The sequence below is a fragment of the Longispora albida DSM 44784 genome, assembly GCF_000379825.1.
In the GTDB taxonomy this organism is placed as follows: Bacteria; Actinomycetota; Actinomycetes; order Mycobacteriales; family Micromonosporaceae; genus Longispora; species Longispora albida.
This window is the reverse complement of sequence record NZ_KB903825.1, coordinates 177064-191568: the sequence shown is the minus strand read 5'-3', so window position 1 is coordinate 191568 and position 14505 is coordinate 177064. Positions and strand designations below refer to the sequence as shown.

Here is a 14505-nt window from a genome sequence, read left to right as displayed (position 1 = left end):
TGCACGCTGTGTGTGGCTGACCCCGGCCATGCCTACCACTCTGCCCAGTCGGCCCTCCGGCGACGGAGGGTGCGCACCCGCAGCCCGATCAGCGCCAGCACCGTGAGAAACGGCAGGTAGAGCCACCAGGCGGCGGCGAACGGGTTCGGCCCGTCGTCAGGGAGCGCCAGCCTGACATCCTCCACGAAGGACTGTGAGACGGCGAGGGGCGACGCCTTGCCCGGGAAACTGACCACGGTGCGGTACTGGCCGTCAGGCCCGGCGGCCAGGATGCTGGCCTGCTCCTGGTTGTCGATGCTGACCATGACGGGGTGGCCGTCACGCCACCCGGGCAGGCCCGCTGGTGTGCCAGGGACGGTGCCGCCGCCGGGGAGCCGGCTGCCGTCGGCCGGGTTCAGGAAGGTGAGCTTGCTGCCGTCGAACACCGCGAGCCGGCCGTCCGGCCCCCAGGAGCCCGTACCCAGGGCGGAGCTGCCGGCCGGGGCCGATGCCGTCCACAGCACACTGCCGTCGGCGGTGCTGGCCACGCCGATCCGCCCGAATGACTGGAACGCGAACCGTTTGCCGTCCGGGGAGAAGCTGGCCGCTTTCCAGCCGGTCTCGCTCAGCCCGGTGAGCACGCGGCTCGTGCCGGTCTTGGCGTCGACCAGGTACAAGGGGCTCCGGCCACTCTGCTGGCCGTCGCCGGCGATCAGCAGGTGGGTGTCGCCGGGCGACCAGGCCAGCGGGTTGCTGCCCTGGATCCCGGTGGCAAACCCGTTGCTCATGCTGATCAGCTGGTCGCCGGCCGCGAGCGTTCTGCCGTCGCGGGACAGTGCAGTGCTGAGATGCTCGGTCCGCACTGTCCGGTAGGAACCGTCCGTGCCGACCACCACGGTCTGGTTCTGGGTGTAGCGGATGGTCGCCACCCCGGAAGGGAGGAGGCTGAAGACCGCCGCTGCCCGGCCCACGCCGAAGGGGAACATATCCGCCTGCCAGGCGTAGGGCCGTTCGATCTGCCAGGACTGCTCACCGGAGCCCGCCTGGGCCGGCCCGGCGGCGAGCACCCCAGCCAGTGACAGAGCGATAGCGATTCGTGTACGTCGCTGGATCAGCATCCGCGGAGCTTAGCCGGCGAAGGCCCAGCGTGGCCTGCCCGGAATCCCGGAGGCGGCGTCACGGAGGGTAGGCTACGGTCGGGCCATGCCTTTACTGAGAGTGAATGACACGAGCCTGAACTACACCGTGGAGGGCCAGGGCGAGCCTGTGGTCCTGCTCCACTCGGCACTGTGTGACCTGACCATGTGGGACGAGGTGGCCGAGGCCCTGGCCAGCCAGTACACCGTCATCCGCTACGACATGCGCGGCTGGGGCCACTCGGGTGTGCCCGCCGGGCCGTTCCGCCACCACGAGGACCTCGCGGCGCTGCTCGACGCGCTCGGTCACGAGGGGCCGATCCGGATCGCCGGCAACTCCTTCGGCGGGCGCATCGCCGCGAAGTTCGCCATGGCGTACCCGGAGCGGGTCGAGAAGCTGGTCCTGCTCGCCGCTGCGGCCGAGGGCCACAACTGGTCCGACCAGATCCGGGCCTACGGCGCGGCCGAGGGCGCGGCCCTGGAGGCCGGCGACTTCGACAAGGCCGTCGAGATCAACCTGGAGACCTGGTTCCTGCCGGGCACGCCGCGCAACCTGGAGTCGCTCCGGACCGGCCTGGTCAACCAGAACGCCGGCGAGGAACACGAGCAGGAGGGCCCGGAGTGGGACCTCGGCGCGATCAAGGCGCAGGTGCTGGTGGGCTACGCGGTCCATGACCTGCCGGACTTCGAGGTGATCGCCCGCCGGTACGCGGAGATCCCCGGCGCGCGGCTGGTGAGCTTCCCGGAGTCGGGCCACCTGATCCCGCTCGACGATCCACAGAAGACGATCGAGGTGCTGCGGGCGTTCCTGTAACGCTCGCGGGGTGCACGGTCCGGCTGCCCGTTCAGGCAGCCGGACTGCCCGGACGTCCATCCACGCGGCCGTTGGTCCGGCCGCCAGGCAGCTACATGATCTAGCTACCTGCGTAGTGGACGAGGAGGCACACCCATGCCCACGTATCTGTCGCCCGGCGTGTACGTCGAGGAGGTCGAGGCCGGTTCCCGGCCCATCGAGGGCGTGGGCACCGCCGTGGCGGCCTTCGTCGGCTTCGCCGCGCAGGGCCCGTTCAACACGCCGACGCTCGTGTCGAACTGGAGCCAGTACACCCAGACGTTCGGCGAGTTCGCCGAGGGCTGCTACCTGCCGCAGGCCGTCTACGGATACTTCCTGAACGGCGGCGGCAACTGTTACATCGTCCGGGTCGGCGGCGAACGGGACGACACTGGGCAGCAGGGCGAGCTCGGCGGGGGAGCAGGCTCGGCGCAGGCACTGCTCGGCGGGTACAGGGTGGCGGCGAAGGAGCTCGGAGCCAGCGACATCAGCGTCGAGATCGCCCCCGCCACCGGGGACAGCCCGCCGGAGGACCGGTTCACGCTGCTCGTCAAGCGGGGCGGCGCGGTCGCGGAGACCTTCGAGAACGTCACGGCCAAGCGGGGCCGCGACAACGTGGTGACCAGGGTCCGCGAGGCGTCCCGCCTGATCACGCTGGAGGAGCAGGAGGCGGCTGGCGCCGTCGCGCGGCCCGAGACGGGTACGGTCGCGACGCTGAACGCCCCGCCAGCCCCCTCCGCCGTCCCGGCCCAGATCGTCGCCGACGTGTACGTGGGCGATGTCGCCGACCGCACCGGCTTCGGCGGGCTGGAGGTCGTCGACGAGGTGACCATGGTCGCGGTGCCCGACCTGATGAGCGCGTACCAGAAGGGCGCGATCGACGCCGAGACGGTGAAGGCCGTGCAGCTCGCGATGATCGCCCACTGTGAACTGATGGGCGACCGGGTCGCGATCCTCGACACGCCACCGGGCCTCAACCCGCAGAAGGTGAAGGACTGGCGGGTCAACGAGGCGGGCTACGACTCGAAGTACGCCACCCTGTACTACCCGTGGATCAAGGTCTTCGACCCCGCGACCGGCACGAACGGCTTCGTGCCGCCGAGCGGGCACATGGCGGGCGTGTGGGCGCGCAACGACGCGACCCGTGGCGTGCACAAGGCACCGGCCAACGAGGTCATCCGGGGAGCCATCTCGCTGGAGACCCAGCTCACCAAGGCCGAGCAGGAGCTGCTCAACCCGGTCGGCGTCAACTGCGTGCGGGCCTTCCCCGGGCGCGGCATCCGGGTCTGGGGCGCGCGGACGCTGTCGAGCGACCCGGCCTGGCGGTACCTGAACGTGCGGCGGCTGTTCAACTACCTGGAGAAGTCCATCCTCATCGGTACACAGTGGGTGGTCTTCGAACCGAACGACGACGCACTCTGGGCGAGGATCCGCAGGACGATCGCGGCCTTCCTGGTCATGGAGTGGCGCAAGGGCGCGCTGTTCGGGCTCACGCCCGACGAGGCCTTCTACGTCCGGTGCGACCGGGAGACCAACCCGGCCGAGAGCATCGACGCGGGCCAGGTGATCTGTGAGATCGGGGTCGCGCCCGTCAAGCCCGCCGAGTTCGTCATCTTCCGGCTGTCGCAGTTCTCCGGCGGCACCAGCCTGGTCAGCGAGTAAGCAGAGCAGAAGGGGCAGGTAAGTCACATGGCACTTCCCGATTTCGACTCCTCGGTCGGCCACTCCTTCGGGCTCGAGGTCGACGGTGTGATGATCAAGCAGATCAACGAGGTCAGCGGGCTCAAGTTCGAGCAGGACGTGATCGAGCTGAAGACGAACATGTCCGCCGACGGCAAATACATGATCAAGAAGCTGCCGGGGCGGCCCAAGGCCGGTGAGATCACCGTGACCCGGGGCCTGACGGACTCCAACAGCTTCGAGAAGTGGATGAAGGACGCGCGCTTCGGCAAGATGTCCGACGCCCGCAAGACCGCCGCCGTGATCATCTTCGACTACGAGGGTTCGGCCATCAAGCGGTACAACCTGGTCGGCGCGTGGCTCAAGAGCCTGGAGATCGGCTCGCTGAAGGCCGGTGACACCAGCGTGCTGACCGAGAAGGCGGTCATCACCTACGAGGAACTGACGGTCGAGTAGTGCGCCGGACGATACCGGCTCCGGCCGAGGCTCCGGCGGAGCAGCTCCGGACCGAGTTCGCGTTCGAGCTGCCCCGGGGCTATGTGGACGACGCCGGGACCGTCCACCGGGCCGGGGTGATGCGGCTGGCCACGGCCCGCGACGAGCTGGTCCCGCTCCGCGACGACCGGGTCCGGGAGAATCCGGCGTACCTGACGGTCGTGCTGCTCGCCCGGGTGATCACCCGGCTGGGCGGCGTGGCCGACGTGCACGCCGGCGTCGTGGAGAACCTGTTCGCCGCGGACCTGGCCTTCCTCCAGGACCTGTACCGCAGGGTCAACAGCGAGGGGCACACCCGGGCCGGGGTGGCGTGCCCGTCGTGCGGCCACGGGTTCACTGTGGACCTCGCGGGTGGTGGGCGGCCGGGGGAATCCTGACGTACGCGGCCGACCGGCTCCAGGAGGAGATCGCGTACGTTGCCTACCACTTCCACTGGCCGCTCGGCGACATTCTCGACCTGGAGCACGCGGACCGGCAGCGGTACGCGGCCGAGATAGCCAAGATCAATACCCGGATGAACCAGGCGTCGCACCGGCCGGCGTCGTTCCAGCCGTACCCGGGGTGAGCCGGATCCGGGACACGCGAGCGGGCAGGGGAGGTGAGCGGGAATGTGGCCGTTCCGCAGGAGCGGGAGATCCGCACAAGAGCCGGAGGCGGGAACGGAAGCTGTGGCCGGGCCGGCTGTGGTGCCGGGGCCGGTGTTCCGGGCCGAGTGGCGCAGCCTGCCACCGATCCAGCGCGTCGTCGCGGCCCACCCGCTGGTCAACCCGGTCGGCGAGTTCTCCGGCCGGCTGACAGCCTGGCAGAACCCGTCGTACCTCGCCCCGCTCGGTCACGCGGTCGGGCCGTCGGAGCCTTCGGGGTCGGCGGACATCGCGGTGCCGGTCCGGGAGTCTGTGGCGTACGAGGAACTGCCCGTCCGGGTGCCGGTGGCGCACGAGGAACCGCCGGTCCGGGAGCGGGGCGGCGAGGGTTTGACGGGTGCCGGCGGGGGCGGGATGGTGTCCCGGTTCCTCCAGCGGTTCGCTGGGGCGTCTGGTGCGGAGCGGGAAGCAGGTGGCGGTGCCGAGCCGGTCGCTGGCAGCTCCGTGGCCGGCGTGCCTGTCGTGGCGGAACGGCCGGTTGTCCAGCGTGTAGCCGATTCTGATGGCCAGAGTCCACAAGAGACGGTGCAGCGAGACGCCGCCCCGCAATTGGGTGAAGCGGACGGCTCGCACAGCACGGCACTGGAGCCCGCTGGTGAGGCCGGCCTGCTCGGGTCGGAACTCCCGAGCCTCACCCCCGACCCAGCCGGCGAAGCCCCCGAGCCGCCGGCCTTCAGCCCGCAAACCATGAACGTCCCGGCCCCGCTGACGGTCTCCCGTACGTCCCCCCTCCCAGAACCGCCGCTGCGCAAGGAACCGGGGCTGCCAGGCGGGCAACCGTCCAGCCCTACCCCGAGTGTCCAGCGAGACGTGGCAGGTCAGCCCGGGGACGCTCTTCCCGCGGAAACTGCGGCCCGGCCTGGCCCGGAAGACACGGCCGGCGCAGGCCTCCCCGAAATGGTGACTGTCTCGCGCCTGGCGGAGGTGTCCGGCTCATGGCCCCAGCCGAGCCCGGAGCAGGAGGCGGAAGCAGAAGCGGAACCGGCTGAGCCGGAGCCCGCACCCGGAACGCGGCCCACGATCGGCGCGGATGTGGCCGCAGCCGACCCGAGCGGCAGCGGTGACGCGGAGGCGGTCTCGACGGACGCCAGCAGCGGGTCCGCAGCGCCCCCGGGGACCGGGAGTGGTGCCGGGCCAGGCCCGGTCGTCGTCTCGCGGTCGGTGTCAGAAGGAGCCGGTGCTCAGCCTGCCTCAGGGCCGGGGGCCGTACGCGAAACGCTCGGGTCCGCCGAAGTTCCACTGTCTCCGATGGCAACGGAACCGATTCCGTCGGCGGGCGGAACTCCGGGACTGAGCGACGAACAGCCGGGGTCTGCCACGGAACCGCTGACGCTGGCCGCTGGGCCGGGCGGGCAGGAGGGATTCCCAGGCGAGCCACTGCACTCGGGTGGTGACGCCGAGGCGGCGGGAGCTGGCGACCTGGCGGTGCAACGGGAGACGGAGCCTGACGCGGAAACAGCGCAGCACGCCACCTCCTCCCGGACAGACCGCGAAACCCTGGGCATGGGGACCGGTGGCGGTATCGGGCTCCAGGCCGGTGCTGGTAGCGCGGCGGCCGGGGCGGGTGGCGGGACGGTGCAGCGATCGGGGCTGGAACTGGGTTCTGGGCCCGGTTCCGGGGCTGGGCCGGTGGTGAGTGCGGCGGGTGCCGGGGGCTGGCCGGGGGCTGGGGGCGGGCCGGGGCCGGCGGAGCCGGCCGGTCCGCTGGTACAGCGGACTGAGGCCGGGTCGGCCGGGGGTCTGGCCGCACAGCGGCCGTCCGGAGGCGAAGCCGTGGACGGCGGTGCGGCCCGCAGGCTCGGGCTGGGCGCGCCGTTCCGGCCGGGTGAGACGCCGTCCGCCACGGCCGGCATCGTCCAGCGGCAGCCGGTCGTGCACAGCGCGCCTGCTGTCCAGCCGTTCCTCACTACGCAGCCGGTTCAGCGCTTCACGACAGGTGACTCGCAGCCTGGTCTCCAGCGCGGGACTATCGGGGAGCCGTTTTCCGGGCCGCAGCCCGTGAACCTCCAGCCTGGCACCGACACCAGGCCCACGCTCCAGCGCCTTACGCCGACCACGACTACACCGGGGCCCAACCCCCCACCAGCCGACGATGGTCCACAGTGGTCGTACGCCGTCATCGACGAACCAGCCCCTTCCGCGCCTCCCACCCCACTGCCGCTACCCACCCGGACGCTGGTCGGCGGGTTGCCTGCGGTCGCGCAGCCGGTGCAGCGCGCGGTGGACTCCGAGGCCGGGCAGCCTGACGAAGGGCCGCCGCCCCCGCTTCCGGCGCTGTTTCACGCCGAGCCTCTGGCGCCGCTCCGGGCCGAGCCGCCGCCACTGGTCCCGCCTCAGCCGCAGGTCCAGCGGGAGCTGAGCCGCGGACCAGGCGAGCCTGCCGTCGCAGGTACCGAAAAAATCTTCGTCCAGGCCGAGACCGCGGCAGCCTCCCAGGCCCCTGCCTCAGCTGGCGGTGGACCCGGCGGGGGAGCAGGCGGTGACCCCGACGAGCTGCTGAAGAAGCTTTTCGACCCGCTGCTGCGCAGGCTGCGCGCCGAGCTCCGGCTCGACCGCGACCGGCGCGGCACGGTGACGGACCTGAGGTTCTGAACGAAGACCACGTGAGGAGGCGGGCATGGGCAGGGCGGACATCGAGGCGGTCGCGGTCTACTTCGTCGTCAAGGTGGACAACGACAGCCTGGGCGCGTTCAACTCGTGCGAGGGCCTGGGCTGCGAGGTCGTCATGGAGCAGCGCGAGGAGGGCGGCCAGAACGGCTGGGTGTGGCAGCTGCCGACCCGGATCAAGTATCCGAACATCAAGCTCACCCGGCAGGTGACCGCCGACAGCGAGAAGATCACCAAGTGGTTCGCGAACATGGCCGGCGGGATCAGGCGGATGACGGCCACGATCGAGGCGCGCAACCCTGAGGGCAAGAAGATCGCGAGCTGGAACCTCCAGGGCGTCGTCCCGGTGCGGTGGACCGGCCCGCAGCTCAACCTCGACAGCCCGAAGATCGCGACGGAGACGCTGGAGCTGGCGCATCACGGGTTCGTGGCGGCATGACGTCCCCGGTCGCGTTCACGTCGCCGGCTGGCGGGTCGAAGGGCTCGCCGGCCAGCCTCCAGCACGCCTATCTCGAGCTGCGCGAGCCCCCGTCGGACGGTTCGACGGCCAAGCCGTCGAGCAACGTCATCGGGAAGATCGACTTCCAGTTCAACCCGAAGGAACTCAGCCTGGCCAAGACCTCCAAGTGGAAGCGGGAGACGCAGGCCAAGGCGAAGAAGGCCGCGCCGCCGGAGTTCCTCGGCCCCGATCCGGCGAAGCTCAGCCTCGAACTCTTCTTCGACGCGACGGAGAAGATGGACGACGGGGTCGTCAAGTCCGTCGAGCAGCTGTTCACCTGCACCGTCCGCTACGGCGAGGCCAAGACCCCGCCCTGGGTGATCTTCTACTGGGGCGGGCTGACCAGCTTCCCCGGCTTCATCAACAGCGTGACAGCGAAGTACACCCTGTTCACCCCGGCCGGCATGCCGGTCAGGGCGGTGTGCACGGTCGTGCTCGAAGAGATCGCCGGCGAGAAGAAGGGGCAGAATCCGACGTCCGGCGCCCTCGCCGCCCGCGACGTGCACGTGCTCGTCGCCGGCGACACCCTCCAGTCCGTCGCGTACCGGGCGTACGGCGACGCCGGCCGGTGGCGGGCCGTCGCCGAGGCCAACGACATCGACGACCCGCTGCGCCTGCGCCCCGGTACCCGGCTGCTGGTCCCAGCACTGGAGGAGCTGGGGAATGGCTAACGAGAGCTTCGCGAACAGCCTGCTCATCGAGGTGGAGGGCAGCCAGCTCCCCGCCGATGTCGCCTCGCTGCTCACCTACGCCTACGTCGACGACTCCCGGAACCTGCCCGACCTGTTCGTCCTCCGGTTCCGGGACCCTTCGCACACTGTCCTCTCCAAGGCCGGTTTCAGGATCGGGGCGAGGGTCACGCTGAAGGTGCAGACGGCCGAGCCCTCGGGCCCGGTGACGCTCCTGGCCGGCGAGGTGACGGGTGTCGAGCTCGAACTCGACCGGAGCGGCACGCTCACGGAGGTCCGTGGCCTGGACCAGGCACACCGCCTGTTCCGGGGCCGCCGGGTCGCCGCGTATCCGGCGATGACCGTCTCCGACGTCGTCCGCAAGGTAGCGACCCGGGCCGGCCTGCGCGCCGGGAAGATCGACTCGGTGCAGGGTGTCGGCGGGCCGGTCGGCACGCAGATCAGCCAGGACAACGTCAGCGACTGGGAGTTCCTGTCGCGCCTCGCGGACCTGGTCGGCGCGCAGGTGGCCGTCGTGGACGGCGCGCTCAGCTTCCAGCTCCCCGAGAAGCCGTCCGCCGCGCCCGACCCGGGTGCCAAGGCCCATTCCGACCCGCTCGTCCTCGAAGCCGGCCGTAACCTGGTGTCGCTCCGCGCGTCCGTCACGGCTGCCGAGCAGGTGCCGTCCGTCGAGGTCCGTGGCTGGGATTTCGAGCGCAAGCAGGAAGTCACCGCCACGGCCAAGCCTTCCGCCGCGGGTTCGGAGGTCCAGGCCGATCCGGTCAAGCTCGGCAACCTCTTCAAGAGCCCGCCGTACGTCGCGGCCGACCCGTCCTGGCGGACACAGGGGACGGTCAAGGCCACAGCCGAGGCGATCGCAGCCCAGCTCGGCGGGGCCTGCGTGGAGCTGGACGGCGTCGCGAAGGGCAACCCGGCGCTGCGGGCCGGAGTCGCTGTCGCGCTCGGCGGGGTCGGAGACGAGTTCAAGGGCAAGTACACCCTCACCAGCACTCGTCACCTGTTCAGTGAGGGCTCCGGCTACACCACGTCGTTCACGGTCTCCGGCCGCCAGGAACGTTCGTTCTACGGCCTGATCAGCGCCCCGTCCGTATCCTCGCCATCCACCGGCCACGGCCTGGTCCCTGCGATCGTCAGCGACATCAAGGACCCGCTCAAGCTGGGCCGGGTCAAGCTCACGCTGCCCTGGTTGTCGAAGGAGTTCAGCAGTGCGTGGGCACGGGTCGCCATGCCGGGCGCCGGCAAGGATCGCGGCGCGGTGTTCCTGCCGGAGGTCGGCGACGAGGTCCTCGCCGGATTCTCCAGCAGTGACCCCGACACCATCTACGTCGTCGGCGGCCTGTTCAACGGCAAGGACGCCCCGCCGGCCCTGTCCTCCCCGGCCGTCGACAGCGGCAGCGGCGAGGTCGCCGTCCGCGCTCTCGTGTCCCGGAAGGGCCACAAGCTCGAACTCTCGGAGCAGGGCGGCATCACCCTCGCCACCGGCGACGGCAAGCTCTCGCTCAAGCTCGACCTGTTGAGCGGCAAGGTCTCCCTCACCGGATCCTCCGGGGTCACCGTCGACGCCGGCACCGGCAAGCTCGAACTCAAGGGCGCCGGGGTCACTGTGGACGGTGGTTCCGGAGCCGTCGAGATCAAGGGCCAGAAGGTCTCCGCCCAGGGCACGGCGCAGGCCGAGCTCAAGGCGAGCGGCCAGGTCACGATCACCGGCGGCATCGTGAAGATCAATTAGGAGGTGTACCGTGCCAGCAGCGGCGAGGGTCGGCGACCCGACCGGCCACCCGGGCGTGATCACCGGCCCGGGCTGCCCGACAGTGCTCATCGGTGGCATGCCGGCCGCCCGGGTCAGCGACCTGCACACCTGCTCGTTCCCGCCGCCGGCTGTGCACCCGCCGAGCCCGCTCACCCCGCCCGGCTGCCCGACCGTGCTGATCGGCGGCATGCCGGCCGCCCGGATGGGCGACATGGCCGGCTGCGGCGCGCCGATCATCATGGGCTGCCCGACCGTCCTGATCGGAGGGTAGCGGCGATGTCGGAGGAGTTCGTCGGCCACGGCTGGGCCTTCCCGCTGCGTACAGACCAGACCGGCTCGATAGCCCTGGTCGGCGGCGAGCGGGAGATCGCCGAGAGCGTCCGGCTGATCCTGGCCACGGCGCCGGGGGAGCGGCCGATGCGGCCGGAGTTCGGCTGCGCGATCCACGACCTCGTCTTCGCGCCCGCCGACGCCGCCACGGCCGGCCGGATCGCGTACGAGGTCAGGCTGTCACTGGAGCAGTGGGAGCCGAGGATCAGCGTCGTCGACGTCGCGGTCAGCTTCGACGCCGCAGACCAGGGCATGCTCCTCATCGACATCCGGTACGCCGTCCGGGGCGACAACGACCCGCGCAACCTGGTCTTCCCGTTCTACGTGATCCCCCCGCACGAGGACGGCGACCTGCCGTTCTCCGGCCGCGACGGAGGCTCCTGATGGCCCTGCCGAGCCCCAACCTCGACGACCGGCGCTTCCAGGACCTGGTCGACGAGGCCAAGCGGCGCGTCCAGCGCAACTGCCCGGAGTGGACGGACCACAACGTCTCCGACCCGGGTGTCACGCTGATCGAGACCTTCGCCTTCATGGTCGACTCGATGCTGTACCGGCTCAACCGCGTCCCCGGCCTGCACTACCTCAAGTTCCTCGACCTGATCGGCGTGCGCCTCTTCCCGCCGACAGCAGCCGCCGTCGACGTCACGTACTGGCTGTCGGCCGCCCAGGAGTCCGCCGTCGTCGTCCCCGGGGGCTCGCAGGTCTCCAGTGCCCGGATCGACGCCGAGGAGCCGGTCGTCTTCACCACCGAGCGCGAGCTCGACATCGTGCCGTGCAGCCTCGCCAAGGTCGTCACCGGCACCGCCGACCGCACCGACGAGCTCGCCTCCGCTCCCATCCCGTGCTTCTCCGCCCAGCCAGCCCCCGGCGACACCCTCCTCTTCGGACTGTCGAACGCCGTCCCGAGCTGCGCCGTCCTGCTCCGCGTCGAGTGTGAGGCACAGGGCGTCGGCGTGGACCCGAAGGACCCGCCATGGATCTGGGAGGCGTGGAACGGCTCGGCCTGGACCGCCTGCGAGGTCGAGTCCGACACCACCGGCGGCTTCAACAAGCCCGGCGACATCGTCGTCCACCTCCCCGCCGGCCACGCCACCTCGATCGTCGGCAGGCAGCTGGCTGGCTGGCTGCGCTGCCGGCTCACCGAGCCGGCGCCCGGCCAGAGGTTCTACCGCGACTCGCCCCAGCTCCGTGCCGTCACAGCCCGCACGATGGGCGGCACCGTCCCCGCCATCCACGCCGACGTGATCCGCAACGAGCAGGCGGGTTTCGGCGAGGGCGTCCCAGGCCTGCGGTACCCGCTGGAGCACGCCCCCATCGTCGCCGGCGACCCGCTCACCGCCCTCGTCGGCGACGACGAGTGGACTGAGGTCACGTCGTTCGCACAGTCCGGCCCCGACGACCGGCACTTCATGGTCGACCGGGGGGCCGGCGAGCTGGTCTTCGGTCCCGCCGTCCGCGAGCCAGACGGCAGCCTCCGCCTGTACGGGGCCGTCCCGGCCAAGGGTGCCGCGATCGTGCTCCCCGAGTACCGGACCGGCGGCGGGCGCCGGGGCAACGTGGCCCGCAACGTCCTGGTCGTCCAGCGCGACCCGGTACCGTTCGTCAGTACCGTCACGAACCGCCGCCCGGCCAGCGGGGGAGTCGACGGCGAGTCGGTGGACGACGCGGCGACCCGTGGCCCGCTCGTCCTCCGTACCCGCGACCGTGCCGTCACCGCCGAGGACTACGAGGCCCTGGCGCGCGAGGCTGCCCCCGACGCCGCCCGCGTCCGCTGCGTACCGGCCAGCCCCGACTCCGCCGCCGTCCGCGTCCTCGTCGTCCCCGCCGTCGCCAACACCGCCGAGCTGCCCTTCGGTGACCTCCGCCCGGGCGACGTGCTGCTGAGCCGGATCCGCGACCACCTCGAAGCCCGCCGCTGCATCGGCGCCCGCATCTCCGTCGAGCCGCCGTACTACCAGGGCGTCACCGTCGTCGCCCAGATCCAGGCCAAGGCCCGCACGAGCCCCGACGCCCTGCGCACGGCGGCACTGGAGGCCCTCTTCTCGTACCTGCACCCGGTGACCGGCGGCCCCGACGGCACCGGCTGGCCCTTCGGCCGCCCCGTCCAGGCCGGCGAGATCTACGCCGTCCTCCAGCGGCTCCCCGGCATCGACATGGTGGACGACGTCCGCCTCTTCGGCGCCGACCCGCGTACCGGCGAGCGGGGCAGCGCCGTCCCACGCCTCGAACTCCCGGTCAACGGCCTCGTCTACTCCTACGGCCACCAGGTCCGGGTGACCCGCCCATGACCAGGGAAAGCCTCGAAGGCCTGATCTCACCGCACCCGATCGGAGCCCGCCTCCCCGGCGTGTACCTCGACGACGACTTCACCCAGCGCCTCACCGAAGCCCTCGACGGCGTCCTCGCCCCGGTCTTCCTCGCGCTGGACTCGTTCCCGGCATACCTCGATCCGTACCTCACACCGGAGGACTTCCTCGACGTGCTCGCCTCCTGGGCCGGCGTGCAGCTCGACGCCGACCGGCCGCTCGCCGAGCGCCGCGAGCTGGTCGCGCACGCGGTGAGCCTGCACCGCCAGCGGGGTACGCCGGGTGGCCTGGCCGCACACGTGGCCCTGCTCACGGGCGGCGAGGTCGAGATCGCCGACAGCGGCGGGTGTACCTGGTCGCCGCACCCAGGTGCCGACCTGCCGGACGAGCAACCCCGGGTGACCGTGCGGATCACGGGTGGCCGGGACGTGGACGAACGCCGGGTGCTGGCCGTGATCAGCGAGACGGTGCCCGCGCATGTGGCTGTGACGCTGGAGGTGGGTACACGATGATCGTTTGTGGTCAGTGCGGGGAACGCAGCGAGCGCAAGGTGGAGTTCTGCGGCGCGTGCGGAGCTTTCCTGGAGTGGGACTCGGCGATAGCCGAGACCGCGCAGCCTCCAGACCCGAGGCCACACACCATCCCGGACCCGGAACGGCACACCCCTGACCCCCGGCGGCACGCCCCCGAACCAGAACAGCGCGCCCCCGAATCCGCGCAGCCGAAGGCTGTACAGCCGGTCGCCGTGCAGCCCACAGCCACAGAACCCCCGCCCATCACCCGGCGCCCGCAGCCGGAGCCCGAGGATCGCCGTCCGCTGCCCGGCGAGCTGATCTGCGGTTTCTGCGGCTCCGGCAACGATCCGAAGCGCCGGTTCTGCCGCCGCTGCGGCACGTCGCTGGCCGAGGCCCCCGTGGTCCCGCCGCCGCCGTGGTGGAAGCGGATCTTCCGCAGGAAGACCTACGAGGCCGGAACGCGCCGCGACGTGTCCCAGCCGAGGCAGTGGCGCAGGCCGATCCTGATTCTCGCCGCCCTGCTGCTCATCCTGATCTTCCTGGCCGTGCCAGCGCTGAGGTCCCTCCCCGGCCGTGGCTACACCGCACTCCTCGACCGGGTCAAAACCCACAACCGTGTCGTACCGGCCAGCGCCCGCGCCTCCTCCTCCGCAGCCGGAGCCGGACCCGACCGCGTCTACGACGGCCACAACGACCGGTACTGGGCCACGGCCCTGCCCGGCCCCGGCGGCTGGGTCGAGGCGGAGTTCGCCAAGCCGATGCGGCTGCTCGACATCATCGTCACGCCCGGCGTCTCCGCCGACCAGAAGGTCTTCGTCGCCGACGGCCGCCCGGCCGAGCTGCGCGTGGAGGCGTTCAGCTCCACCGGGGACGTGGTCACGGCCAGGACGCTCAAGCTCGTGGACGCACCCGGCCCGCAGACCTTCAGCGTGAAGGCCAGCGACACCGCCCGCGTCCGCATCACCATCAAGGGCGTCTACGGCCCCGGTACCCGCCCGCCCGCGATCGCCGAGCTGGAGTTCTTCGGCCGCTGACCACCGTGG

General features: G+C 71.3%; 15 protein-coding genes. 14 read left to right on the top strand and 1 reads right to left on the bottom strand.

Translation table 11 applies throughout. The features are described 5' to 3' along the window. Positions 1 to 32: 32 nt before the first annotated feature. The gene (locus A3G1_RS0114605) at positions 33 to 1097 is read right to left on the bottom strand and encodes a TolB-like translocation protein (protein WP_157641143.1); all 1065 of its coding nucleotides are present in this window, start codon (positions 1095 to 1097) and stop codon (positions 33 to 35) included. An 85-nt stretch (positions 1098 to 1182) separates the two neighbouring features. Between A3G1_RS0114605 and A3G1_RS0114600 the strand changes: the two genes are divergently transcribed. The 14 genes from A3G1_RS0114600 to A3G1_RS0114535 all read left to right on the top strand — a co-directional run bounded on the left by A3G1_RS0114600 (position 1183) and on the right by A3G1_RS0114535 (position 14496). Continuing rightward, complete coding sequence (locus A3G1_RS0114600; RefSeq protein WP_026212138.1) at positions 1183 to 1929, top strand: alpha/beta fold hydrolase; 747 nt, start codon at positions 1183 to 1185, stop codon at positions 1927 to 1929. A 135-nt stretch (positions 1930 to 2064) separates the two neighbouring features. Beyond that, positions 2065 to 3609 (top strand): phage tail sheath family protein, encoded by a 1545-nt coding sequence (locus A3G1_RS41770; protein ID WP_018350221.1) that lies wholly within the window; start codon positions 2065 to 2067, stop codon positions 3607 to 3609. Positions 3610 to 3636: 27 nt separating this feature from the next. Then, positions 3637 to 4083, top strand: coding sequence for a phage tail protein (locus A3G1_RS0114590; RefSeq protein ID WP_018350220.1), 447 nt, complete (start codon positions 3637 to 3639; stop codon positions 4081 to 4083). Next, positions 4083 to 4499, top strand: coding sequence for a hypothetical protein (locus A3G1_RS0114585; RefSeq protein WP_018350219.1), 417 nt, complete (start codon positions 4083 to 4085; stop codon positions 4497 to 4499). Before A3G1_RS0114590 ends, A3G1_RS0114585 begins: the two co-directional genes overlap by 1 nt. After that, on the top strand, positions 4442 to 4687 hold the full coding sequence (locus A3G1_RS34905; protein ID WP_018350218.1) for a DUF6760 family protein: 246 nt from the start codon (positions 4442 to 4444) through the stop codon (positions 4685 to 4687). The genes A3G1_RS0114585 and A3G1_RS34905 overlap by 58 nt, the downstream gene beginning before the upstream one ends. A gap of 103 nt (positions 4688 to 4790) precedes the next feature. Then, a complete protein-coding gene (locus A3G1_RS0114575) occupies positions 4791 to 7358 on the top strand; it encodes a hypothetical protein (RefSeq protein ID WP_026212137.1) in 2568 nt (855 codons plus the stop codon). 25 nt (positions 7359 to 7383) lie between these two features. After that, positions 7384 to 7812 carry a phage tail protein gene (locus tag A3G1_RS0114570; RefSeq protein ID WP_018350217.1) on the top strand — a complete coding sequence of 143 codons (429 nt, stop codon included), beginning with the start codon at positions 7384 to 7386 and terminating at the stop codon, positions 7810 to 7812. Continuing rightward, a complete protein-coding gene (locus A3G1_RS0114565; protein WP_018350216.1) occupies positions 7809 to 8543 on the top strand; it encodes a CIS tube protein in 735 nt (244 codons plus the stop codon). The genes A3G1_RS0114570 and A3G1_RS0114565 overlap by 4 nt, the downstream gene beginning before the upstream one ends. Next, positions 8536 to 10290 (top strand): VgrG-related protein, encoded by a 1755-nt coding sequence (locus A3G1_RS0114560; protein ID WP_018350215.1) that lies wholly within the window; start codon positions 8536 to 8538, stop codon positions 10288 to 10290. The genes A3G1_RS0114565 and A3G1_RS0114560 overlap by 8 nt, the downstream gene beginning before the upstream one ends. Positions 10291 to 10300: 10 nt before the next feature. Further along, positions 10301 to 10582 carry a PAAR domain-containing protein gene (locus A3G1_RS0114555; protein ID WP_018350214.1) on the top strand — a complete coding sequence of 94 codons (282 nt, stop codon included), beginning with the start codon at positions 10301 to 10303 and terminating at the stop codon, positions 10580 to 10582. A gap of 5 nt (positions 10583 to 10587) precedes the next feature. Then, positions 10588 to 11025, top strand: coding sequence for a GPW/gp25 family protein (locus A3G1_RS0114550; RefSeq protein ID WP_018350213.1), 438 nt, complete (start codon positions 10588 to 10590; stop codon positions 11023 to 11025). After that, positions 11025 to 12929 carry a putative baseplate assembly protein gene (locus A3G1_RS0114545; protein WP_018350212.1) on the top strand — a complete coding sequence of 635 codons (1905 nt, stop codon included), beginning with the start codon at positions 11025 to 11027 and terminating at the stop codon, positions 12927 to 12929. Before A3G1_RS0114550 ends, A3G1_RS0114545 begins: the two co-directional genes overlap by 1 nt. Beyond that, on the top strand, positions 12926 to 13459 hold the full coding sequence (locus A3G1_RS0114540) for a phage tail protein (protein ID WP_018350211.1): 534 nt from the start codon (positions 12926 to 12928) through the stop codon (positions 13457 to 13459). The genes A3G1_RS0114545 and A3G1_RS0114540 overlap by 4 nt, the downstream gene beginning before the upstream one ends. Further along, on the top strand, positions 13456 to 14496 hold the full coding sequence (locus tag A3G1_RS0114535; protein WP_157641142.1) for a discoidin domain-containing protein: 1041 nt from the start codon (positions 13456 to 13458) through the stop codon (positions 14494 to 14496). The genes A3G1_RS0114540 and A3G1_RS0114535 overlap by 4 nt, the downstream gene beginning before the upstream one ends. Positions 14497 to 14505: the final 9 nt, after the last annotated feature.